Source organism: Pantoea sp. ICBG 1758, assembly GCF_002928325.1.
Classification (GTDB): domain Bacteria; phylum Pseudomonadota; class Gammaproteobacteria; order Enterobacterales; family Enterobacteriaceae; genus Pantoea; species Pantoea eucrina.
The window spans coordinates 437,621-460,908 of the sequence record NZ_POWL01000003.1; the positions used below are offsets into that span (position 1 = coordinate 437,621).

16 protein-coding genes, 2 rRNA genes and 1 riboswitch are annotated in these 23,288 nt (G+C 57.4%); of the genes, 7 read left to right on the plus strand and 11 right to left on the minus strand.

The features are described from left to right. Positions 1–3: 3 nt before the first annotated feature. From glgX to asd, 3 genes are all read right to left on the minus strand, one after another. Entirely contained in the window at positions 4–1,983 is a 1,980-nt protein-coding gene (gene glgX, locus C1Y41_RS13775; RefSeq protein WP_104085628.1) for a glycogen debranching protein GlgX, read from the minus strand. Further along, positions 1,983–4,169, minus strand: coding sequence for a 1,4-alpha-glucan branching enzyme (glgB, locus tag C1Y41_RS13780; protein ID WP_104085629.1), 2,187 nt, complete (start codon positions 4,167–4,169; stop codon positions 1,983–1,985). The genes glgX and glgB overlap by 1 nt, the downstream gene beginning before the upstream one ends. Positions 4,170–4,524: 355 nt before the next feature. Beyond that, positions 4,525–5,634, minus strand: a complete 1,110-nt coding sequence (asd, locus tag C1Y41_RS13785; RefSeq protein WP_104085630.1) for an aspartate-semialdehyde dehydrogenase — start codon at positions 5,632–5,634, stop codon at positions 4,525–4,527. A gap of 220 nt (positions 5,635–5,854) precedes the next feature. Between asd and C1Y41_RS13790 the strand changes: the two genes are divergently transcribed. After that, a complete protein-coding gene (locus C1Y41_RS13790; RefSeq protein ID WP_039381881.1) occupies positions 5,855–6,448 on the plus strand; it encodes a YhgN family NAAT transporter in 594 nt (197 codons plus the stop codon). Between the two features lie 46 nt (positions 6,449–6,494). Here C1Y41_RS13790 and panS read toward each other — a convergent pair whose 3' ends face one another. Both panS and lysC read right to left on the minus strand, forming a co-directional pair. Continuing rightward, positions 6,495–7,415, minus strand: a complete 921-nt coding sequence (panS, locus tag C1Y41_RS13795) for a ketopantoate/pantoate/pantothenate transporter PanS (protein ID WP_039381880.1) — start codon at positions 7,413–7,415, stop codon at positions 6,495–6,497. Between the two features lie 296 nt (positions 7,416–7,711). After that, positions 7,712–9,067 carry a lysine-sensitive aspartokinase 3 gene (gene lysC / locus C1Y41_RS13800; protein WP_094112172.1) on the minus strand — a complete coding sequence of 452 codons (1,356 nt, stop codon included), beginning with the start codon at positions 9,065–9,067 and terminating at the stop codon, positions 7,712–7,714. A 112-nt stretch (positions 9,068–9,179) separates the two neighbouring features. Next, a riboswitch (Lysine riboswitch) is annotated at positions 9,180–9,374 on the minus strand. Positions 9,375–9,828: 454 nt separating this feature from the next. Between lysC and pgi the strand changes: the two genes are divergently transcribed. The 6 genes from pgi to iclR all read left to right on the plus strand — a co-directional run bounded on the left by pgi (position 9,829) and on the right by iclR (position 16,808). After that, the gene (pgi, locus tag C1Y41_RS13805; RefSeq protein ID WP_065650404.1) at positions 9,829–11,475 is read left to right on the plus strand and encodes a glucose-6-phosphate isomerase; all 1,647 of its coding nucleotides are present in this window, start codon (positions 9,829–9,831) and stop codon (positions 11,473–11,475) included. A gap of 505 nt (positions 11,476–11,980) precedes the next feature. Continuing rightward, on the plus strand, positions 11,981–12,235 hold the full coding sequence (yjbE, locus tag C1Y41_RS13810) for an exopolysaccharide production protein YjbE (protein WP_039381876.1): 255 nt from the start codon (positions 11,981–11,983) through the stop codon (positions 12,233–12,235). A 75-nt stretch (positions 12,236–12,310) separates the two neighbouring features. Beyond that, positions 12,311–12,958, plus strand: a complete 648-nt coding sequence (locus C1Y41_RS13815; RefSeq protein WP_094112274.1) for a YjbF family lipoprotein — start codon at positions 12,311–12,313, stop codon at positions 12,956–12,958. Continuing rightward, the gene (locus C1Y41_RS13820; protein ID WP_104085631.1) at positions 12,955–13,692 is read left to right on the plus strand and encodes a capsule biosynthesis GfcC family protein; all 738 of its coding nucleotides are present in this window, start codon (positions 12,955–12,957) and stop codon (positions 13,690–13,692) included. The genes C1Y41_RS13815 and C1Y41_RS13820 overlap by 4 nt, the downstream gene beginning before the upstream one ends. Then, positions 13,692–15,782, plus strand: a complete 2,091-nt coding sequence (locus C1Y41_RS13825) for a YjbH domain-containing protein (RefSeq protein ID WP_104085632.1) — start codon at positions 13,692–13,694, stop codon at positions 15,780–15,782. Before C1Y41_RS13820 ends, C1Y41_RS13825 begins: the two co-directional genes overlap by 1 nt. A gap of 192 nt (positions 15,783–15,974) precedes the next feature. Next, the gene (gene iclR / locus C1Y41_RS13830) at positions 15,975–16,808 is read left to right on the plus strand and encodes a glyoxylate bypass operon transcriptional repressor IclR (protein WP_039381868.1); all 834 of its coding nucleotides are present in this window, start codon (positions 15,975–15,977) and stop codon (positions 16,806–16,808) included. Here iclR and aceK read toward each other — a convergent pair. From aceK to C1Y41_RS13860, 6 genes are all read right to left on the minus strand, one after another. Further along, positions 16,805–18,541, minus strand: a complete 1,737-nt coding sequence (gene aceK / locus C1Y41_RS13835; protein WP_104085633.1) for a bifunctional isocitrate dehydrogenase kinase/phosphatase — start codon at positions 18,539–18,541, stop codon at positions 16,805–16,807. The two genes, iclR and aceK, sit on opposite strands and share 4 nt — an antisense overlap. Positions 18,542–18,608: 67 nt before the next feature. Next, positions 18,609–19,910 carry an isocitrate lyase gene (gene aceA, locus C1Y41_RS13840; RefSeq protein ID WP_104085634.1) on the minus strand — a complete coding sequence of 434 codons (1,302 nt, stop codon included), beginning with the start codon at positions 19,908–19,910 and terminating at the stop codon, positions 18,609–18,611. 16 nt (positions 19,911–19,926) lie between these two features. Beyond that, positions 19,927–21,525, minus strand: coding sequence for a malate synthase A (aceB, locus tag C1Y41_RS13845; RefSeq protein ID WP_104085635.1), 1,599 nt, complete (start codon positions 21,523–21,525; stop codon positions 19,927–19,929). 260 nt (positions 21,526–21,785) lie between these two features. Further along, a complete protein-coding gene (gene metA, locus C1Y41_RS13850) occupies positions 21,786–22,715 on the minus strand; it encodes a homoserine O-succinyltransferase (RefSeq protein ID WP_071668471.1) in 930 nt (309 codons plus the stop codon). A gap of 319 nt (positions 22,716–23,034) precedes the next feature. Further along, positions 23,035–23,150 (minus strand): 5S ribosomal RNA (rrf, locus tag C1Y41_RS13855). A gap of 62 nt (positions 23,151–23,212) precedes the next feature. Continuing rightward, positions 23,213–23,288 (minus strand): 23S ribosomal RNA (locus C1Y41_RS13860); the annotation flags it as partial.

Consider the following 23,288-nt stretch of genomic DNA (forward strand, 5'->3'; position numbering starts at 1 on the left):
TCCTTATGATTGCTTTAGGAACACACACACGCCGCGTGCGGGCCCGTGCCAGACAGTTGTCAAAATGGGATTATCTTCCCCGGCGAAAGGAGGTATGGCATGCCATTCTCCGTCTGGTAAGGCTAGGTCACTGATTGCATCTGTTGCATTTATTGTTATCAGCCAGCGATCCGACAGCAGGATTTGCATCTGATGCGCACCCCGCTCCCACTCTTCTGGTTCCAGTGGTTTGCCGCTGGCATTGAACCACTGCACCTGACCATCACCTTCCTGCCACCAGCAGTCTGCCGTCAGCGCCGGAATGCGCTGGCGCAGCTGGATCAGCGCCGCAGTAAAGTCGACCAGTCCTTCATCATCCTGCTGCCAGTTGAGCCACGTCAGCAGGTTATTCTGACAGTAGGCGTTGTTGTTGCCATACTGGCTCTGGCCGCGCTCATCGCCCGCCAGCAGCATCGGCGTGCCCTGTGCCAGCAGCAGCGTGGTCAGCAGCGCATGCGCGCTGTGCCGCCGCCGCTGCAGGACATCCGGATTCGCTTTCAGCCCTTCATGCCCGTGGTTATGACTGAAGTTGTCACTGCTGCCGTCGCGGTTATCCTCGCCGTTAGCCTGATTATGTTTATGGTTATAGCTCACCAGGTCGCGCAGCGTGAAGCCATCATGCGCGGTAATAAAATTAATGCTGGCGTGCGGCCGGCGCCCTGCCTGCTGAAACAGATCGGCTGAGGCGGCAAACCGACGCGCCAGCTCGCCGTTGTTCAGTTCGCCATGCAGCCAGTAGCGGCGTGCGGCGTCGCGAAAATGGTCGTTCCATTCGGCAAAGCCTGGCGGAAACCGGCCCACCTGATAGCCGTTTTCGCCGATATCCCACGGCTCAGCAATCAGCTTGACCTGCGACAGAACCGGACAGGCGCGAATCGCCGCCAGCAGCGGTGCTTCAGCGCAAAAGTCCGGCGTACGCCCCAGCACGCTGGCGAGATCAAAGCGAAAGCCATCAACGTGACAGTGCTGTACCCAGTATCGCAGCGCTTCCAGCGCCCACGCCACCACCTGCGGATCGCTGAGATTTAGCGTGTTGCCGCAGCCGGTCCAGTTCTGGTAATTCCCCTGCTCATCAAGCCAGTAGTAGCTGGCGTTATCCACCCCGCGCAGCGATAGCGTCGGGCCAATCTCTTCCAGCTCTGCGGAGTGGTTAAAGACCACGTCCAGGATCACTTCAATACCTGCTGCGTGCAGCGTTTTCACCGCCTGCTGAAACTCCAGCAGCGCTGTGACGCCCGCTTCCCCTGACGCATAATCCGGGTGTACCGCCCAGAGCGCGTAGGGGTTGTAGCCCCAGTAGTTTTGCAGCCCTGTCCGCTGCAGCCGCGGCTCGCTGGCAAACGCCGCCACCGGCAGCAGCTCCAGCGCGGTAATGCCGAGGTCGCGCAGGTACTTCACCATAGCAGGGTGGCCGAGCGCCGCATACGTCCCGCGCAGCGTTTCAGGAATTTCCGGATGCAGCTGCGTCAGACCGCGCACGTGCGCTTCGTAAATGACCGTTTTGCCCCAGGGCGTACGCGGTGGCCGATCGTCTTCCCAGTCAAAGTCTTCAGCGATAACCAGCGATTTGGGCATGCAGCCGGCGCTGTCCTGACTGTCAGGCTGCGCGATGCCGCCATACAGCGCGGCGTCATCCGCAACGCTGCCGGTAACGGCTTTGGCGCAGGGGTCCACCAGCAGTTTAGCCGGATTAAAACGGTGTCCCCGCTGCGGATCCCACGGACCATAAACGCGATAGCCGTAGCGCTGACCCGGCTTCAGCCCGGCAATATAGCCGTGCCAGATATCGCCGCTGCGGGCGGGCAGCGTCAGACGCTGCTCCTCTCCTTCACAGCTGAACAGGCAGAGCTCCACCTTCTCTGCGTGACGCGAGAAGAGCGTGAAGTTGACGCCGCGTCCATCATAGCGGGCCCCGTGCGGCGCAGGCTGGCCCGCTTCGATCATCAGTCCGCCTCCCGCACCAGCCAGATGGTCGACAGCGGTGGCAGGGTCAGACTCAGCGACTGCGCGCGGCCGTGGCTGGCAATCTCGTCGGTGCGGGCGATGCTGTGGTTACGCACGTCGCTGCCGTGATAGTCGTGCTGATCGGTATTCAGCACTTCGCGCCAGCTGCCCGCCTGATTGACGCCAAAACGGTAATCCTGGCGCGTGACCGGCGTAAAGTTGCTGGCAACAATGATCTCATTGCCTTCGCGGTCGCGGCGTACAAAGACAAACACCGAGTTATCGTGGTCATCCACTACCAGCCACTCAAAGCCCTGCGGATCAAAGTCGAGCTGATAAAGTGGCGCATAGTGGCGATAGGTGTGGTTGAGATCGCGTACCAGACGCTGCACGCCGTGATGCCAGTTGTCATCGCCTTCCAGCAGGTGCCAGTCGAGGCTGACGTCATGGTTCCACTCGCGCCCCTGAGCAAACTCATTGCCCATAAACTGCAGCTTTTTACCCGGAAACGCCCACATCCAGCCGTAGTAGGCGCGCAGGTTAGCGAACTTCTGCCAGGCGTCACCCGGCATGCGATCGAGAATAGAGCGCTTGCCGTGCACCACTTCGTCATGGGAGAGCGGCAGCACGAAGTTTTCGCTGTAGTTGTAGGCCATGCCAAATGTCATCAGATTGTGATGATAGCGGCGATGTACCGGGTCGAGCTTCATGTAGTCGAGGGTGTCGTGCATCCAGCCCAGGTTCCACTTAAACCAGAAGCCCAGCCCTTCATTTTCGCTCGGGCGCGTGACGCCAGGGAAGTCGGTTGACTCTTCCGCCACGGTGATGCTGCCAGGTACCGCCGTGCCCAGCGTCTGGTTGGTATGACGCAGAAATGCAATCGCTTCCAGATTTTCGCGCCCGCCCAGATGATTCGGGATCCACTCGCCCGCTTTACGGCTGTAGTCGCGGTAGATCATTGAAGCCACCGCATCCACGCGCAGGCCGTCAATGCCAAACCGCTCCAGCCAGTAAAGCGCGTTACCGGAGAGATAGTTGCTGACTTCACGCCGCCCAAAGTTATAGATCAGCGTATTCCAGTCCTGATGATACCCTTCGCGCGGATCGCTGTGTTCATAGAGTTCAGTGCCGTCAAATTTCGCCAGACCGAAGTCGTCGTCAGGAAAATGGCCCGGTACCCAGTCCAGCAGTACGTTGATACCCGCCTCATGTGCCGCTGCAATAAACTGACGGAACTCATCGCGCGTGCCGAAGCGCCGCGTCGGCGCATACATGCCCAGCGGCTGATAACCCCAGCTGCCGTCAAACGGATGCTCATTAATCGGCAGCAGCTCGATATGGGTAAAGCCCATCTCTTTGACATAGGGGATAAGCTGCTCAGCCAGCTCTTTGTAGCTCAGCCAGAAGTTGTTATCGGTGTGGCGTCGCCATGAGCCGAGGTGCACCTCATAAATAGAGATAGGCTGATCAAAACCGTTCGCCGCTTTGCGCGCTGGCTGCATCTCAACCTTCGGCGGCAGGCCGCAGATCATCGATGCCGTCTGCGGGCGCATCTGCGCTTCAAACGCAAACGGGTCAGCTTTGATACGCATCTGCCCGTGTAAATCGACAATCTCATATTTATAGAGCTGTCCGTTTACCGCACCCGGCACAAACAGCTCCCAGATACCGAGTTCGCGCCGGAAGCGCATCGGATGACGGCGGCCGTCCCAGAAGTTGAAGTCGCCCACCACAGAGACGCGCCGGGCATTCGGCGCCCATACGGCAAAGCGGATGCCGCTGACGCCATCAATGGTCGCGCCGTGCGCACCCAGGGTTTCATACGGACGCTGGTGCGTACCTTCAGCCAGCAGCCAGGCGTCCATATCGGCCAGCAGCGGGCCAAAACGGTAGGCGTCATCAATCAGATTCTGCTGACCATGCCAGTTCACCGCCAGCTGATAGCGAAACATGTTCTTGCGGCGCGGAATTACTCCGCTGAAAAAGCCGCGTGAATCCAGACACTTCAGCTGACCACATTTGCGGCCGGTTTTGGTTTCAATCACCCAGACTTCAGACGCATCCGGCAGCAGCGCGCGGACTTCAAGGCCCTGAACGGTCTGGTGCATTCCCAGGACAGAAAAGGGGTCGGCGTAATCCCCGGCAAAAAGCGCATTGATCGCATCGCGATCGGGAAACTCTGACATGACTTTCTTCCTATGATTTTGTGCAGGCGACCGCAGGGGCAGCTGTGCCGCTGTAAGTGCGCTGCTTTTCATTGAGTCATACGTACGCTGGCAAGAGAGGCCACCCTCCATGGGAAAATTCGTTGCCAGGTACCACTACTAATTCGCTTACAAAGTACAACCTGTTAACAATCGGTACTTCTCAGTTAAATCATAGCTTGGGGTTGGCAGAAGCCAGGGAGGAACGTGAAAAATTGTTATCGGAAAAACAAAAAAGGGAAGCCGATCACTCGCTGGCGGCAATTTGCCTTAGGTTTTGCCCGTCAGCTGATTAAAAAAAAGCCGGGAAACCCCGGCCTGTCTGATGTCGCTGCGCTTAGTCGATAAGCAGACGCAGCATGCGACGCAGCGGTTCTGCGGCACCCCACAGCAGCTGATCGCCAACGGTGAAAGCGGAAAGATACTCCGGTCCCATGTTGAGTTTGCGCAGGCGGCCAACCGGCGTGGTCAGGCGACCGGTAACCGCAGCGGGCGTCAGCTCGCGCATCGTGATCTCGCGATCGTTTGGCACCACTTTTACCCATTCGTTATGCGCTGCAAGCAGCTGCTCAATCTCTGCCAGCGGCAGATCTTTTTTCAGCTTCAGCGTAAACGCCTGGCTGTGGCAGCGCAGCGCGCCGACGCGCACGCAGAGGCCGTCAACCGGAATGATGTTGCCGGTATTGAGGATCTTGTTGGTCTCCGCCTGCCCTTTCCACTCTTCGCGACTCTGCCCGTTATCCAGCTGTTTATCTATCCACGGGATCAGGCTGCCCGCCAGCGGAACGCCAAAGTTGTCGACAGGCAGCGTGCCGGAACGGGTAAAATCAGTCACGCTGCGCTCAATCTCCAGAATAGCGGAAGCGGGATCCTGCAGCGCCGGAGCGACATGATCATGCAGCATACCCATCTGCGTCAGCAGTTCGCGCATATGACGCGCGCCGCCGCCGGACGCCGCCTGGTAAGTCGCCACCGAAGCCCACTCCACCAGATCGTTCGCAAACAGGCCGCCCAGCGACATCAGCATCAGGCTGACGGTGCAGTTGCCACCGACAAAGGTTTTGATGCCGTTGTTCAGGCCGTCGCGAATAACCTGATGGTTGACCGGATCGAGAATAATGATGGCGTCATCTTTCATGCGCAGCGTAGAAGCTGCATCAATCCAGTAGCCCTGCCAGCCGCTCTCGCGCAGCTTTGGATAGACTTCACTGGTATAGTCGCCGCCCTGGCAGGTAATAATGATGTCGAGCGCTTTCAGCGCGTCAATATCAAACGCATCCTGCAGCGCGCCGGTTGACTTACCGCCAAACGCGGGCGCAGCCTGACCCAGCTGCGACGTAGAGAAGAACACCGGATTGATCACGTCAAAATCGCGTTCTTCGCTCATTCGTGACATCAGCACAGAGCCGACCATGCCACGCCAACCAATAAAACCTACATTCTTCATTTTCTGTCCGTCTCAGGAGCTCGGGCCGAGGCCTGTATAGTGCATGTATCAGACCCGGCGCTAACGATGCGCGAGCCTGCGTAATATTCAGGTTTACCTGCGACCTTCAACTCTACAAAATGCTGCACTTCTGGCAAGTGAATTAATTCGATTACACCTGTTTTTTCAGCAACAGAGCTAATAATAGTGAACACCAACAGAAAGGAGTGGTTTACCGCCCATGACTGAAATGATATCTGCGACCGTGCTGCTGCTGCTGATCATGGATCCTCTCGGCAACCTGCCTATTTTTATGTCGGTGCTGAAACATCTGGAACCCAGACGCCGTCGCGTGGTGCTGATGCGCGAAATGCTGATTGCGCTCGGTCTGATGCTGCTGTTTCTGTTTGCCGGTGAACGCATTCTGATGTTCCTGAACCTGCGCACCGAAACGGTCTCTATTTCCGGCGGCATTATTCTGTTCCTGATCGCGATTCGCATGATTTTTCCCTCCGGCGACACCGGCAGCAGCGGCCTGCCGGCTGGCGAGGAGCCGTTTCTCGTGCCGCTGGCCATCCCGCTGGTCGCCGGCCCCTCACTGCTGGCCACGCTGATGCTGCTGTCGCACCAGTACCCGCATCAGATGAGCCATCTGGTCGGCGCGCTGCTGATCGCCTGGGGAGCTACGGTTATCATTCTGCTGCTGTCGGGGCTGTTTCTGCGCCTGCTGGGCGACAAAGGCGTTAACGCGCTGGAGCGGCTGATGGGACTGATCCTGATTATGCTGGCGACGCAGATGTTTCTGGATGGGATCCGGGCGTATCTGAAGTTATAACCGCATGCTATGGCTGCGGGCGACTGGCATCGCCCGCATCAACCATTCAGGATTTTTTCTTTATGGGTTTGCCAGACCAGTAGCCTGCCAGCAGTGAGCCGGAGAGGTTGTGCCAGACCGAGAAGAGTGCACCCGGCAGGGCAGCAAGCGGTGAGAAATAGAGTTTGCCGAGCGTAGCCGCCAGCCCCGAATTCTGCATCCCCACCTCCAGCGCCAGCGTGCGGCAGGTCGACTCATCAAAGCCAAACAGCTTGCCGCCCCAGTAGCCGCCGAGCAGACCAATGGCGTTATGCAGGATCACCGCCAGAATAACCATCAGGCCCACCGATCCGATAAAGCTCTGGCTACCCGCCACCACCGCGCTGATAATCAGCAAAATGCAGAGCATGGAAAACGCCGGCAGCCAGGGTTCAACGCGGCGCACCACGCTGTTCATGGTGTGATGAATAATCAGCCCGAGTGAAATCGGGATCACCACAATTTTCACGATGCTCAGCAGCATCCCCACCACGTCGACCTGAATATGCGTATCAACGTAAAAACGGGTCAGCAGCGGAGTGGCAAACACGCCCACCAGCGCAGAGACGGAAGAGATCGTCACCGAGAGCGCCACATCGCCCTTCGCCAGGTAAATCATTACGTTTGACGCGGTTCCGCTGGCGACGCTGCCGACCAGAATCATGCCGGCAGCCAGATCGGGCGGCATCTGAAACAGCTTTGCCAGCGCCCATGCGGCCAGCGGCATCACCAGATAGTGCAGAAAGGTGCCGGCAATCACCGGAGCCGGACGCACCAGCACGCGTTTAAAATCGTCAATATTTAGCGTAACGCCCATGCCAAACATGATCAGCATCAGCAGATAAGAGACCCACGGACCGATACCGGTAAAGGTGGATGGCGAGTAATAGGCGGCGACTGAGAGCAGTACAGCCCAGAGTGGAAACAGGCGGGTGAGACTGGCGAGCATGAAACACTTCCTTTTTCAGAGACCTTTGTCCGCTACAAAAACGAGCCGGAGAGGTTTTAGATAATGTGCCACAGGTGAAAGATCGCACGGGGAACGACCGCTGCAATCGGAAGGGATCATAACATTTCGTTATCGCCGACGACGGTGCCGGCGGCAATTGCCTATCAGCTGCTGCGTATTGCGCCCTGAAGCGGGAAATAACACTGCGCTTTGCGGCAAACGCCAGCAGATATGGCGGGGTTAGCCAGAAAAAAAGCCGGACAGCGTCCGGCTAATCAGCATCATAAAGGGGGTTATCAGGCACCAAACAGGTTGTGATGCAGCGCGCGCACCACTGCTTCCGCATCTGGCGTCGGCACCAGGAAACAGAGGTTGTAGCTGCTGGCACCGTAGCAAATCATGCGCAGATTAAACGGCTCCAGCGCACCAAAGACCTCTTTGCCCACGCCGCAGGCTTTCGACAGGTTGTTACCGATAATAGCGACCAGCGCCAGATTCTCTTCAACTTCCACGCGGCACAGCGAAGAGAGCTCGGTAAGCAGCGCCTGCGTCAGCAGGCTATCCACGCTGCTGGTGGAGCCGGTGTTATCCAGCGTCAGCGCCACGCTGACTTCAGAGGTGGTGACCAGATCCACAGAAACATTATGGCGCGCCAGAATCGCAAACACCTCAGCCAGAAAACCGTGCGCGTGCAGCATGTTCAGGCTGTGCAGCGTCAGCAGCGTCTGCTTGCGACGCAGTGCCAGCGCGCGGAAAAGCGGCGGATTACGCGTTTCATTGCAGACGCGCGTGCCGCCGGCGGCCGGATCTTTACTGGAGCCAACAAACACCGGGATATCGCTGCGTACCGCCGGCAGCAGCGTGGCAGGATGGAGCACTTTCGCGCCAAAAATTGCCATTTCTGCCGCCTCTTCGAAGGTGATCTCTTCGATACGGCGCGCAGCCGGCACCACGCGCGGATCGGTAGTATAGATACCTGCCACGTCGGTCCAGATATCGATGCGCTCAGCCTGCAGCGCCTCGCCCAGCAGCGCAGCAGTATAATCGCTGCCGCCGCGGCCCAGCGTGGTGGTGCGCCCTTTGCTCTCGCTGCCGATAAAGCCCTGGGTAACCACCAGCGCCTCCGCAATGCGCGGCTGCAGCTGCGCCGCTGCCAGCGTCTGCAGCTCAGCCACCTGCGGCTCGGCCCGGCCAAAACGATCGCTGGTGCGCATCACTTTGCGAACGTCAAACCACTCTGCATTGACACCGCGCTCGCGCAGGATCTCGACAAACAGCAGCGTTGACATCAGTTCGCCGTGGCTGACCAGCTCATCGGTAAGAGCCAGAGAATTGGCCAGCGCCGTGGTATCTGACAGCATGGTGATGTTTTCCAGCACGCGGTCAATTTCTTCACGGATCACATCCGGCGCAGCAAGGCGATCGATAATGGCGTACTGGATACGGCGAATTTCATCCAGCATCTGGGTACGCTCTGCCTGATCCTGGCCCTCGGCCAGCGCGACCAGCAGATTCGTCACGCCAGCAGACGCAGAGAGAACGACCAGACGGGTGTGGGCATCGGACAGCACAACGTCTGCGCTGCGGTTCATGGCATCGAAATCGGCAACGCTGGTGCCACCAAATTTTGCCACAATCAACGGTTGAGACATGTAACAAACCTCGTGTCAGGTTATCTTCCGCCGGGAATTCGGTTCAGAAGACAGGGATAACAGCCTTGGCACAAGAGAAGAGCGGAATTGGACAGACAAGATCAGGAGATGAGTCACCAAAAGCACTTCACCTTGCGAAACGTCCGACTGCGGACGCTTCTGGTGACAACCCAGAGGATTCAGCCCCTGCAGCCGACAGCACAACACTCCGCGTGTTATGCCATCTCGGCGTCGCACCCCCTGATGTGTTTTCGCCGGATACGGATCCTCAAACACACTGCCTGGGCGACGCGCCTCTTCTGGCTTGCACCCGGAGGTGCAAGTCGCGGGCATAAATTATCGACAAATTGTGCTGCTGTCCAGCCTTGTGGCACCCGGAGAAATGATTTTTTAACGCGCGAAGCCCCGCTGTAAATGCGCGCCGCGCCCGATGCGGGATCCCTGATACAAAAGCGCCCGCTTACGCGGCTTTTTACTGACGCGCCGCAGAATTTATCTTTTCCGCATGCGGCATACTGGCGCCTGGATTTCACTGAAACCGTGCGGCCAGGGTCACAAAATTTTTCCTTTCGCCTGCAACTATGGTCATACTGAAATGCGTTTGCGCGATGCCTGTTCGACTGTACCCGACGCGGTTATGCCCCTGATAAACAGGCGCACACCGGGGTATCAGCAGCGCGCCGTAAGAGAAACTAAGCATGCCGGGCCAGCGGAACGCGCCCGGATGAAATGACGGTTCTTATATCAACAAGAGTGTTGCCATGAAAAATATCAATCCGACACAAACCGCAGCGTGGCAAGCGCTGCAGCAGCATTTTGAACAGATGAAATCAGTGCAGATCGCCGATCTTTTTCAGCAGGATGCCGATCGTTTTGCGAAATTCTCCGCTACGTTCGATGACCAGATGCTGGTGGATTTCTCAAAAAACCGTATCACTGAGGAAACCCTCACAAAATTACAGGCGCTGGCTAAAGAGACTGACCTGGCGGGCGCCATTAAATCGATGTTCTCCGGCGAGAAGATCAACCGTACGGAAGAGCGCGCCGTGCTGCACGTGGCGCTGCGCAACCGCAGCAATACGCCGATTCTGGTTGATGGCAAAGATGTGATGCCGGAAGTCAACGCCGTGCTGGACAAGATGAAAGGCTTCTCTGAGCGTATCATCAGCGGCGAATGGAAGGGATACACCGGTAAGCCCATTACCGATGTGGTCAACATCGGCATTGGCGGCTCCGATCTCGGTCCGTTTATGGTGACTGAGGCGCTGCGCCCTTATAAAAACCATCTGAATATGCACTTTGTCTCCAACGTTGACGGCACGCATATTGCTGAGACGCTGAAAGATCTGAACCCGGAAACCACGCTGTTCCTGGTGGCCTCAAAAACCTTCACCACGCAGGAAACCATGACCAATGCGCACAGCGCACGCGACTGGTTCCTGAAAACGGCGGGCGATCAGCAGCACGTGGCAAAACATTTTGCCGCGCTCTCTACCAACGGCAAAGCGGTCAGCGAGTTTGGTATTGATACCAGCAACATGTTTGAGTTCTGGGACTGGGTTGGCGGGCGCTACTCGCTCTGGTCGGCCATCGGCCTCTCTATTATTCTCTCCATCGGATTTGACAACTTCACGCAGCTGCTCAGCGGCGCACACGCGATGGATCAGCATTTTGCCACCGCTCCGGCGGAGCAGAACCTGCCGGTGCTGCTGGCGCTGATCGGTATCTGGTACAACAACTTTTTTGGTGCCGAAACCGAAGCGATCCTGCCTTACGACCAGTATATGCATCGCTTTGCTGCCTATTTCCAGCAGGGCAACATGGAATCGAACGGCAAGTATGTCGATCGTGAAGGCAATCCGGTCGACTATCAGACCGGCCCGATTATCTGGGGCGAGCCTGGCACCAATGGTCAGCATGCGTTTTATCAGCTGATCCATCAGGGAACCAAGCTGGTGCCGTGCGACTTTATTGCACCGGCCATTACCCATAACGCGCTGGCCGATCACCACCAGAAGCTGCTGTCGAACTTTTTTGCTCAGACCGAGGCGCTGGCGTTTGGTAAGTCACGCGATACGGTAGAGAAAGAGTTTACGGATGCCGGCAAATCGGCGGAGTCCGTGGCGCACGTTGTGCCGTTTAAAGTGTTTGAAGGTAACCGTCCGACTAACTCCATTCTGCTGCGCGAAATTACCCCTTACAGCCTGGGTGCGCTGATTGCGCTGTATGAACATAAGATTTTCACGCAGGGTGCCATTCTGAATATTTACACGTTCGATCAGTGGGGCGTGGAACTGGGCAAACAGCTGGCAAATCGTATTTTGCCTGAGCTGGAAAATGACGCAGATATTGCCAGTCACGACAGCTCGACCAATGGATTGATCAATCGCTACAAATCCTGGCGTTAATTTGCATCAGGATCATCAGGGCGGCCGCTGGCCGCCTTTTTTTATTCCGCTTATTTGCCGGTTTTAATACGGCCATTCATTGCTGATGAAATATCCCTTCGGCTGGCTACAGAAAATCTGATGTTGCGCTAAGCCTCTGCAAAAATCACAGATTTTACCGGATCTGATTGCGTGCAACAGGCGCTCAGCCCCCTGAATCCACGCGGATTTAAATTTACAACCCATCAGGAAAATCCGATAATTCCTATTCCGTGCCAAATTTTACTAAAAAAGTGTAAAATCCTGCCGTATATAATGTCGTCATATTTACGCTTCAGGCAGTAGCAAACGGGCCACGGAAAAAAGCTATTCACGCCGATTTTTTCTGACTGCAATACCACAGCAGCCGGATACGGGCGCGCTTTTTAGCCTGCTACAGGCTGATATTTTATTGCTCTGACGTAAATGCGCCTGAAACCAGGATAGCTCCTTCATTCATTTTTTTCTAAATGCAGGAAACGCTGTTATGAAAAAACTCGTGGCTGCCGGTGCAGCCTTGTTATATCTCGCGGTCGCTTCTGCCGCCCACGCCGTACCGGAAGAGACCGGCGCAGCAGCCGGCGCACAGGCGGGCGCGATCTCCTCTGGCGCATCGACCGCGGTGGGGATTGGCGCGCTCGGCGCGCTGGTAGGTCTCGGCCTTGCCGCTGCTGGCGGCGGCGGCGGCGGTGATGGCGCAAATACCGGTACAACAACAACCACAACGGGCACGACCCGCTGATAATACGCTTTGACTCCTGACCATACCGCCGTGTGGTTATTTTTTGCTTTTGTTTTTTAGACAGGGATACACACAGTGCGCCAACTCTCTTTGCTGCTGCTTTGTCTGTTGCTGCAGGCCTGCACACAGACGCAAAAAGGTCTTGAGCAGACCGTCATGCTTGCCGTCAATGGTCCCGACGACGTCACGGTCAGTGCCGAACAGATTCAGAAACTCCCTTACGCCAGTATGTACGCCCGCATCGACAATGGCGCACGTATCTTTGTGGTGCTCGGCTACCTTGAAGCGGGTCAGCAAAAGTGGGTGACTCAGGACAAAGCCATGCTGGTGATGCAGCATGGCCGCCTGGTGAAAACGCTGGGACTGCGCGACAACCTGCAGGCGGTCAGCAACCTCGCCGGGGATCCGCTGGCTGATGCGCTGCATCTGCAGAACGGTGCCAGCTGGACACGCGTCGTGCAGTGGCGTGAACAGGATCGGGTACGCGCCGCAACGGCGGTCTCGCAGTTTGAGCGCGGCACCGATGAAGTGCTGACGCTGGCGGGAGAAGCGATACCGTGCCGCGTCTGGCAGGAAAATGTGTCGATGGCGAGCCTGAACCGCACCTGGCAGAACACGTTCTGGATCGACAACCGCGACGGCACGGTGCTGCAGGCGCAGCAGATGCTTGCCGCTGACCAGTTTCCTGTTGTAACCACCCTTTTGAAGCCGGCTAAATCATGAAAAAAATAATAACTCTGCTGGCTGCACTGGCTCTGCCTGCGGCAGGCAACGCGCTGGCCGCAGGCCAGATTACCGTGCACGCTGCGACAGGCGATAGCAGCATGCAGATTGATGACGTTCAGCGTCTGAGCCAGCTGCTGACGCATCCCGGCCTCAATACCTGGTGGCCCGGCACCGTCATAGCAGAGCGCGGTGCTACCGCTGCCGTACAGCAACAGCGCCACCAGCTGCTGACCGATCTGCGCGCCTGGCAGGGCAGCAGCGATGCCGCACTCGGCGCAACCATCGGTGAAGTGATCCGGCAGCTCAACGCGCTGCCGGTTACCGGCCGGCAGTTTACCTCGCTGGATATCGACTGGCTGCGGCTGCATCCGGAAGCGGATCGTGCGCTGCAGGGCAGTTATGACCTCTATACCCTGCCGGAACCGCACCAGGTACTGATTATGGGCGCCCTCGCCCGGCCTGGCGCAGAGAGCTGGCAGCCCGGACGCAGCGTACGCGACTATCTCGCCGCACACGAACGCCTGACCGGTGGCGATCGCAGCGTGGCCACCGTTATTGCGCCATCTGGCGAGGTCCGTCAGGTTCCGGTCGCCTACTGGAATCAGCGTCATGCTGAAGTTGAACCCGGCAGCATTATCTGGCTCGGCTTTACCTCATGGAGCCTGCCGTGGGGCCAGGCAGATTTAAATACGCGTCTGATTTCTGTTCTGACTCACCGGATCCCGCAATAATGAAAAAACAACTACTGCTCAGCCTGCTGGCTGCATCTGTCTCTGCCGCCTGCCAGGTGCAGGCTGAAACCTGGCCGCAGCCGGTGGGTCCTTCACAATCCGATTTTGGCGGCGTCGGCCTGCTGCAGACGCCTACCGCCCGCATGGCGAAAGAGGGTGAATTCAGCCTTAACGCGCGGGATAACGATCAGTATCGCTACTACTCCGCCTCGCTTCAGCTTCTGTCGTGGCTGGAAACCACCGTACGCTATACCGATGTGCGGACCCGTCGCTACAGCGGCGTGGAAGATTTCAGCGGCAACCAGAGTTATAAAGATAAAGCGTTCGATCTGAAACTGCGCCTCTGGCAGGAGAGCTACTGGCTGCCGGAGGTGGCGGTGGGTTCACGCGACCTCGGCGGCACCGGGCTGTTTGACAGCGAATATCTGGTGGCGTCTAAAGCCTGGGGGCCATTCGATTTTACGCTGGGCCTTGGCTGGGGCTATCTCGGCAACAGCGGCACCGTGAAAAACCCGTTTTGCTCTTACAGCGACAGCTATTGCAGCCGCACCGGTGGCGGCACGGCCGGTTCAGTCAATGGCTCACAGCTGTTTCATGGCCCTGCTGCCCTGTTTGGCGGCGTGGAGTATCAGACGCCGTGGCAGCCGCTGCGCCTTAAGCTGGAGTATGAGGGCAACGATTATCAGGATGACTTTGCCGGACGGCTGGAGCAGCGCAGCAAAGTCAACGCCGGTGCGATTTATCGCCTTACTGACTGGGCAGATATCAATGCCAGCTATGAGCGCGGCAACACCTTTATGTTTGGCGTCACCATTCGCACCAACTTCAACGATCTGCGCCAGACGCATATCGATACGCCGAAGCCTGCTTACGACCCGCATCCGCAGGGCGATCTGCTGGATTCTGCCGTGGTCGCCAGCCAGCTTAGCGCACTGAAGTATGACGCCGGATTCAATGGCCCGCGCATTCAGACCAAAGGCGCTACCCTTTACGTCAGCGGTGAGCAGATCAAATATCGCGATACGCGCGAAGGCGTTGATCGCGCCAATCGTATTATGATGAATCACCTGCCGGCCGGCATTGACACGATTGCCGTCACGGAGTCGCGCTTTAATATGCCGCAGGTGACGACGCGCACGCAGGTTGCCAGCCTGCATAATACGCTCAGCGGCTATCCGCTGGGGCATGAGCAGCCGCTGCAGCAGTCGCGCGTTAATCCGGTCGATCCGGGCGCAACCGAGCAGGGCCTGTTTATGCGTAAAGATCGCCTGAATTACAGCCTGTCACCGGTGCTCAACCAGTCAGTTGGCGGGCCGGAAAGCTTCTATATGTATCAGGTTGGCGCGATGGCAAACGCGGATTACTGGCTGACCGATCACCTGCTGGTGGGCGGCAGCCTGTTTGGCAATATCGTGAACAACTATGACCGCTTCAATTATAACGGCGCGCCCTCTGACTCCACGCTGCCGCGCGTGCGTACCCATATCCGCGACTATGTGAAAAACAATGTCTACGTAAACGATCTGCAGGCCAACTATATGCATTACCTCGGTAATAACCTGTATGGTCAGGTTTATGGCGGCTATCTGGAGACCATGTATGGCGGCGCCGGTGCTGAAGTGCTCTACCGCCCGGTAGACAGCAACTGGGCGGTGGGCGTTGATGCCAACTATGTCAAACAACGCGACTGGGACAACATGATGCAGTTCCGCGACTACAAAGCGCCAACCGGTCATCTGACCGCCTACTGGCGCCCGTGGTTTATGCAGGATGTGCTGGTGAAAGCGAGCGTGGGGCAATACCTGGCGAAGGATAAAGGCGCCACGCTGGATATCTCCAAACGCTACGACAGCGGTGTCACCGTGGGCTTCTACGCCACCAAAACCAACGTTTCATCTGAAGCGTATGGCGAAGGCGACTTTACCAAAGGCTTCTATATTTCGGTTCCGATGGATCTGTTTACCGTCACGCCAACGCGCGGCCGTGCACAGGTGAACTGGGTGCCGCTGACGCGTGATGGTGGCCAGATGCTGAGTCGTAAATATCAGCTTTACGATCTGACCGCCGATCGCGACGCGCGGTTTAATTAAGATCGGGCGCGGGGTAACACCCGCGCACTCTATCTGTGCTGATGCTCTCCACCCCTCTTTCCCCTGGCATCAGTCAGACTCCGCACGCTTTCTTTCCTCATTGCTCACAGATCCGACCAGCACAACTGCATTTGCCTCCATAATGGTTAAAACGAAAATGGTTTCCACGTACAACGCTGAAATGGAGCAACTATGGCTACCCCGGTACCGGCTAAACGCGGAAAAAAACCTCGCGTTACCTCCCCTGCGGCTACGCCGCCGGCTGGCGGTCAGGTTCAGTCGCTGACGCGCGGCCTGCGTCTGCTGGAGCTAATTGCCGACGCGCACGGCAGCGTGGCGCTGACCGAGCTGGCGCAGCAGGCGGGCCTGCCAAATTCAACCACGCATCGTCTGCTCTCCACGATGCAGCAGCAGGGCTTTGTGCATCAGGTGGGCGATCTGGGCTACTGGACGATTGGCGCCCACGCCTTTGTGGTGGGCAGCAGTTTTCTGCAGAGCCGCAATCTGCTGGCCATTGTGCATCCGGTGTTACGGCGACTGATGGAGGAAGCTGGCGAGACGGTGAATCTGGCGGTGCTGGACCTGAGTGATTATCAGGCGGTGATTGTTGATCAGGTGCAGTGCACGCAGCTGATGCGTATGTCAGCCCCGATTGGCGGCAAGCTGCCGATGCACGCTTCCGGCGCCGGGAAAGCTTTTCTGGCCCATCTGAATGACGATCAGGTAACTGCACTGCTGCATCAGAAAGGCCTGCACGGCTATACGCCTAAAACGCTGATGTCGCCGCATACGCTGAAAGAGAATCTGGCGCTGATCCGCAAAATGGGCTTCTCGCATGATGATGAGGAGCATGCGCTGGGGCTGCGCTGCGTAGCGGCACCTATTTATGACGAGCACGGCGACGCGTTTGCCGCGATCTCTATTTCAGGCCCGCTGGCCCGTATGACGGACGATCGTATTACCGAGCTGGGTGCGCTGGTGATCCGCGCCGCCCGAACGGTCACGCAGGCGTACGCCGGGCGTTAAACTGCTACCGTGGCGTAGCGCACGCTGAAGCGCCGGGCGTTACGCCACGCCATCGCCTCTTCAACATGGCCATTGCGGATCTGCGCCTGCAGCGATCGCCACCAGCCGGGGTCAAACAGCTGCGGATGCAGCGTCTGCAGCAGCCTGCCGGTCGCGGGTTCGCTGCAGAGCGCGTAACGGAACGTCTCCGGAAATATGTCATCGGGCCCGACGCTGTACCAGGGCTCTGCCTGCAGCTCCTGCTCTTCATAACGCGCGGGCGGAACGTCACGGAATATCAGCTCAGTCATCAGGCGGATTTCATCGTAGTCATAAAACACCACGCGCCCGTGGCGCGTCATACCGAAATTTTTAAACAGCATATCGCCGGGAAAAATGTTAGCTGCCGCCAGCTGACAGATGGCATTGCCATACTCCTCCAGCGCATGCCGACGCTGCGCCTCGCTGGCGTGCTGCAGCCAGAGGTTGAGCGGCTCCATGCGACGCTCCAGCCAGAGATGACGAATGATAACGTTCTCATCGCGCAGCGTGATCTTTTCCGGTATATCGCGCATGAACTCCGCCATCAGCGCGTCCGGGATCTGCGCGCGCGGCAGGGCAAAATAGCGAAACTCCTGCGTATCCGCCATGCGTCCGACGCGATCGTGCTCTTTGACCAGCCGGTAGCAGTCGTGCACCTGCGCTTCCGTTACCTCCTTTTGCGGCGCGAAACGGTCTTTAATGACCTTGAATACCCGATCGTAGCCCGGCAGAGTAAACACCAGCATCACCATGCCGCGCACGCCAGGCGCAGGCGCAAATGCGTCATCATGGTGTGCCAGATAGTGCAGATATTCGCGGTAGCTCTCGGTTTTACCGTGTTTCTGGCAGCCAATGGCGATATAGCGCTCGGCGAGGGTTTTGCCTGGCAGCAGCGGCTGCAGCCACGCCACCAGCGCCGCAGGCACCGGGGCGTAAACCATGAAGCTGGCGCGGGCGAAGCCAAATACGATGCTCGCCTCATCGCGATCCGTCAGGCAGGTATCGATCCACAGCTGCCCATCGCTGTCGCGCTGGATCGGCAGCAGACAGGGCAGGATCTCACCGCTGCGGAACTGCAGCCGCGCGACAATCCACGCGGTTTTGTTACGATAGAAAAGTTCGCTGGCGACCTCCAGCACGGCACCGGCCAGCTGCGCCGCGCTGAACTGCTCCTTCAGATGCCGCTCAATCCAGCGGATATCGCGTGCCCGATCCTGCCACGTCAGCCGCAGGGGAAGATCGGACAGCAGCTGCCGCAGCGCACTCTGCCAGTCCGGCCGGGGAGCATAGCGACGCGACAGTGGACGCTGCGCTTCCGGTTGTTGCAAACCCGGCTGCGAGGAGTGAATAAACAGCCGCTCCGGAAACAGATGGCTGTGCCCCTGCAGCCGGCAGTAAACGGAGTTAAAAAAGCTCTCTGCAATTTCATGGCGCGGATAGCCCGGCAGCAGCGTCTCATAGTGCGCCTTTACCCGCAGCCAGAAGGCGGTATCCCACTCCGCCTGCCCGTTCAGCACGCGCAACTGACTGACTACCAGGGTGACATGATGATCATACAGATGTATGCGCTCCTTCATGGCGCGCTGCGCCGCCGGCCAGTCCGCCTGCTCAAACCGCTGCTGCGCACCGGCGGTGATATCGAGAAAACGACCGTACTGCGCGTCAAAGCCCTGCAGAATGGTATGGGCAATAAGGGATTCTCCGGGTGACATCAGTTATCTCCGGTACGCGGTGGCCACGAGCCGCTGCACAGCAGCGGCGCCTCTCTTGCCGATCCGATCAGAACTGCGCGGTTTCCGTTGAGCCGGTCAGGGCCGTCACAGAAGATGCGCCGCCCTGAATCACCGTGGTGATGCGATCAAAGTAACCGGTGCCCACTTCCTGCTGATGCGATGAAAAGGTGTAGCCTTTGTCGCGCGCCGCAAATTCCGGCTGCTGCACTTTTTCAACGTAGTGGCGCATCCCCTCGCCCTGCGCGTACGCGTGCGCCAGGTCAAACATGCTGAACCACATGCTGTGGATCCCGGCCAGCGTAATAAACTGAAAGCGATAGCCCATGTCGCTCAGCGCCTGCTGAAAGCGTGCGATGGTGCGATCGTCGAGGTTTTTCTTCCAGTTAAATGAGGGTGAGCAGTTATAAGCCAGCAGTTTGCCGGGATAGCGCGCGTGTATCGCGTCAGCAAAGCGCTGCGCCAGCGCCAGATCGGGCGTGGAGGTTTCACACCATAAAACATCGGCATAGGGCGCATAGGCAAGACCGCGGCTGATCGCCTGCTCGATCCCGGCACGGGTGCGATAAAACCCCTCCGGCGTACGTTCACCGGTGATAAACGCGCTGTCGTTCGGATCGCAGTCAGAAGTAATTAAGTCAGCGGCATCCGCATCGGTGCGCGCAATCAGCACGGTTGGCACATTCATGACATCAGCCGCAAGGCGTGCAGCTACCAGTTTCTGAATCGCGTCCTGCGTTGGCACCAGCACCTTACCGCCCATATGGCCGCATTTTTTTACCGCCGCCAGCTGATCTTCAAAATGCACGGCGCCAGCCCCGGCCACAATCATCGATTTCATCAGCTCAAAAGCGTTCAGTACGCCGCCAAAGCCCGCCTCCGCATCGGCCACTATCGGCAGAAAATAGTCGACATACGCGTCATCTTCCGGCGACAGGCCGCTGGCCCACTGGATCTGATCGGCGCGCTGAAAGCTCTGATTAATCCGCTGCACCACCTCCGGTACAGAGTTAACCGGATAGAGCGACTGATCGGGGTACATCTGCCCGGCGAGGTTCGCATCCGCCGCCACCTGCCAGCCAGAGAGATAAATAGCTTCAATACCGGCTTTCGCCTGCTGCAGCGCCTGACCGCCGGTTAATGCGCCGAGACTGTTGATATAACCTTTTGCCGCACCGCCGTTAAGCAGCGACCAGAGCCTGACGGCGCCCCGCTCTGCCAGCGTGCAGGCCGGCGTCACCGATCCGCGCAGGCTGATGACCTCTTCTGCCCGATAGGGACGCGTGATACCGTTCCAGCGCGCATCCTGCCAGCTCATTTCCAGCTGTGTGATCTGTTGTGTCCGATTCATAGCACTCTCTCCGGGGTCAGGGCAGCAGGCGGTAGCCTGGCAGCGTCAGAAATGGAACCAGCTCGTTATCCGTGGTGATTTGCGCCATCAGCGCGGCTGCATCTTCAAAGCGTCCCTGCTGAAAACGTACGTCGCCGTAGCGCTGACGCAGCGCGGCCAGCTCTTCGTCAAGAAACTGCTCAAACAGGGCAGCAGTGACCAGCTGGCCATCACTCAGGATCTGTTTGTGACGGATCCACTGCCAGATAGAGGCGCGGGCGATTTCAGCCGTTGCCGCATCTTCCATCAGTCCCTCAATCGGCACGCAGCCGTTACCGCTAATCCACGCTTCCAGATACTGCAGCGCAACGCGGATGTTTGCGCGCATGCCCGCTTCGGTACGTAAACCGCGGCAGGGACGCAGCAGCCGCTCAGCCGTTACCGGCGAATCGGTATTACGCGTCACGTGCAGCTGATTGGCGCGATCGCCCAGCTGGCGATCAAACACCTTCATGGCAATATCTGCCAGACCAGGATGCGCAACCCATGTCCCGTCATGGCCGTTACCCGCTTCGCGCGCTTTATCTTCCTCAACTTTCTCTTTTACCCACGCATTGCGCGTCTCTTCCTGCGCCGGGATGAGTGCAGACATGCCGCCCATTGCCAGTACGCCGCGCCGGTGGCAGGTTTTAATCAGCAGCCGGGAGTACGTATCCAGAAATGGCTGATCCATGGTGATCTGCTGTCGATCGGGCAGAATGCGATCGCCGTGCTGCCCCAGCGTTTTGATGTAGCTGAAGATGTAATCCCAGCGGCCGCAGTTAAGCGCTACGGCGTGGTCGCGCAGCTCCCACAGGATTTCATCCATCTGAAACACCGCGGGCAGCGTTTCAATCAGTACCGTGGCTTTGATCGTGCCACGCGGCAGATCAAAACGATCTTCGCTGAAGCGGAAGATCTCACGCCACCACGCTACCTCACTGGCGTGCTCGGTTTTAGGCAGATAAAACCACGGTGCATGCCCTTTTTCCTGCAGCGCCCGCACGTTATGGAATACAAAGAGAGCAAAATCAAACAGGCCAGCCGGAATCGCTTTGTCGCGCCACTCCACATGCTTTTCAGCCAGATGTAATCCGCGTACCCGGCACATCAGCAGTGCAGGATCGGAACGCAGCTGGTAGATCCGGCCATCATCGCGGGTAAAACGCAGCGTACCGGCGACCGCTTCACGCAGCACCTGCTGCCCGTCCATCAGCTTGCTCCAGCACGGAGCCAGCGAATCCTCGAAATCCGCCATAAAAACCTTAACGTTGGCGTTCAGCGCGTTAATGGTCATTTTGCGATCGGGTGGCCCGGTAATTTCGACCCGGCGATCGCACAGCAGCTCAGGCAGCGGGCGCACCTGCCATTCATTTTCACGAATGGAAGTGGTTTCCGCATTAAAGTCAGGCAGCGCTCCGCGATCGTAGTCCCGCTGGCGCTGCTGCCGCGCTTTAAGCAGTCGATCGCGTTCCGGGGCAAAGCGCACGACCAGCGCCTGCAGAAAATCAATAGCCGCCGGCGTCAGCAGTTGCTGCTCCGCGTCTGAGAAGGGCTGAGTGAAGGTCAGCGTAGAGTGAATAATCGTGTCTGTCATGCTGGCTCTCTCCTGAAGCGATCCTGGTTTACTGCCGGGATCAGAATACTGGATGTTTTGTAACCGACAGGATCAGAGCATATGCATTTTAGTTTTTATTTCAAAAACTATTTCCATTTTATGAAAAGATAATCATTAACTCTCTGTATATACTGTTATTTAAAGTATCAAAATAAAGGCAATGGTTTCTGCTTTGGAAAAGACATAAAAAAACCGCGATGGCTCGAAGGCGATCGCGGTGGAGAGAAGCTAAAAAGAGATCAGTCGAGAGTCGGATTCATGTGGCGCAGGTCAAACGGCGTGATCTGGTAAACATAGTAGTTCAGCCAGTTAGAGAACAGCAGGTTGCCGTGGCTGCGCCAGGTCGCACGTGGCGGCAGGGCCGGATTGTTCTGCGGGAAATAGTTAAACGGCACTTCCGGCTGCAGACCCGCATCATTATCCCGGTGAAATTCACCTGCAAGGGTCAGCGCGTCATATTCCGGGTGCCCGGTTACAAAGGCCAGCCGCTTGTCTTTACTCGCCATCAGATAGGCGCCGGTTGCCTCAGATTCAGCAAACAGTTCGAGATCGGTGTAGTCGCGTATAAGCTGGCTGGGAAAATCCGCATAGCGCGAATGCGGCGCCAGAAAATTGTCATCAAAGCCGCGCGTCAGCAAAGCGTGCGGATGCAGGATCTGATGTTCATAGACGCCTGACAGTTTGTTTTGCCGCGTCTGCTTGGGAATACCATACAGAATGTTCAGCGCAGCCTGTACCGCCCAGCAGACAAACAGCGTAGAGGTGACATGCTCGTTTGCCCAGTGCAGCACGCGCTGGATCTGCGGCCAGTAGGCGACGTCGTTAAAGTCAACCAGACCCAGCGGCGCACCTGTCACAATCAGGCCATCGAAGTTATCGTGCTGTATCTCTTCGAAATTGCAGTAAAAGTTATTCAGATGTTCGCTGGGGGTATTGCGCGATTCGCGGCTGTCTATCCGCAATAGCTGCACATCAATTTGCAGCGGTGAGTTAGAGAGCAGACGTAAAAACTGATTTTCAGTCTCGATCTTTTTTGGCATCAGGTTAAGGATCAGTACTTTTAACGGGCGGATCTCCTGAACACGGGCGCGCGATGAGGTCATCACAAACACATTTTCATCACGTAAGAAATTCACTGCCGGTAATTCGTCGGGCACCCTGATTGGCATAACCTGCTCACCTCTTGCTGATAACCATATAAACGTTTAGACATCCAGATGCCCGAGATTAGCCTGGCATACGCGGAATGTCGAGACTTCATGCTATTTATGAAAATGTTTCAGCTTAATGTGGCATAACCGACAGCGACAGAGAAGAAAGGAAATTGCGCCGGCACTAAAAGCGAGACGGTAAGATCTTTTTTGAGGTAAAAAAAGTACCCATAGCATGCTGATGCTTCAGCAATACCCGTGAGCGAACGTAAAAGTTATTTTTTGCAGACGTAAAAAAGCCCTGAACGCGTGTTCAGGGCTCTCTTACTTGATGGATGCCTGGCAGTTCCCTACTCTCGCATGGGGAGACCCCACACTACCATCGGCGCTACGGCGTTTCACTTCTGAGTTCGGCATGGGGTCAGGTGGGACCGCCGCGCTGTGGCCGCCAGGCAAATTCTGTTATCCGGCAAAACAAGCTGAAAATCGGTCTCTCAAAACGCCTCTGGCGTTGTAAGGTTAAGCCTCACGGGTCATTAGTACCGGTTAGCTCAACGCATCGCTGCGCTTACACACCCGGCCTATCAACGT

Excerpts from the sequence above, each read along its gene's own strand:
- aceK (WP_104085633.1), bottom strand. The coding sequence starts at position 18,541 with ATGTCACCCGGAGAATCCCTTATTGCCCATACCATTCTGCAGGGCTTT.
- panS (WP_039381880.1), bottom strand. The coding sequence starts at position 7,415 with ATGCTCGCCAGTCTCACCCGCCTGTTTCCACTCTGGGCTGTACTGCTC.
- lysC (WP_094112172.1), bottom strand. The coding sequence starts at position 9,067 with ATGTCTCAACCGTTGATTGTGGCAAAATTTGGTGGCACCAGCGTTGCC.
- pgi (WP_065650404.1), top strand. The coding sequence starts at position 9,829 with ATGAAAAATATCAATCCGACACAAACCGCAGCGTGGCAAGCGCTGCAG.
- asd (WP_104085630.1), bottom strand. The coding sequence starts at position 5,634 with ATGAAGAATGTAGGTTTTATTGGTTGGCGTGGCATGGTCGGCTCTGTG.
- aceA (WP_104085634.1), bottom strand. The coding sequence starts at position 19,910 with ATGAATCGGACACAACAGATCACACAGCTGGAAATGAGCTGGCAGGAT.
- aceB (WP_104085635.1), bottom strand. The coding sequence starts at position 21,525 with ATGACAGACACGATTATTCACTCTACGCTGACCTTCACTCAGCCCTTC.
- C1Y41_RS13820 (WP_104085631.1), top strand. The coding sequence starts at position 12,955 with ATGAAAAAAATAATAACTCTGCTGGCTGCACTGGCTCTGCCTGCGGCA.
- iclR (WP_039381868.1), top strand. The coding sequence starts at position 15,975 with ATGGCTACCCCGGTACCGGCTAAACGCGGAAAAAAACCTCGCGTTACC.
- C1Y41_RS13790 (WP_039381881.1), top strand. The coding sequence starts at position 5,855 with ATGACTGAAATGATATCTGCGACCGTGCTGCTGCTGCTGATCATGGAT.
- glgX (WP_104085628.1), bottom strand. The coding sequence starts at position 1,983 with ATGATCGAAGCGGGCCAGCCTGCGCCGCACGGGGCCCGCTATGATGGA.
- glgB (WP_104085629.1), bottom strand. The coding sequence starts at position 4,169 with ATGTCAGAGTTTCCCGATCGCGATGCGATCAATGCGCTTTTTGCCGGG.
- metA (WP_071668471.1), bottom strand. The coding sequence starts at position 22,715 with ATGCCAATCAGGGTGCCCGACGAATTACCGGCAGTGAATTTCTTACGT.
- yjbE (WP_039381876.1), top strand. The coding sequence starts at position 11,981 with ATGAAAAAACTCGTGGCTGCCGGTGCAGCCTTGTTATATCTCGCGGTC.
- C1Y41_RS13825 (WP_104085632.1), top strand. The coding sequence starts at position 13,692 with ATGAAAAAACAACTACTGCTCAGCCTGCTGGCTGCATCTGTCTCTGCC.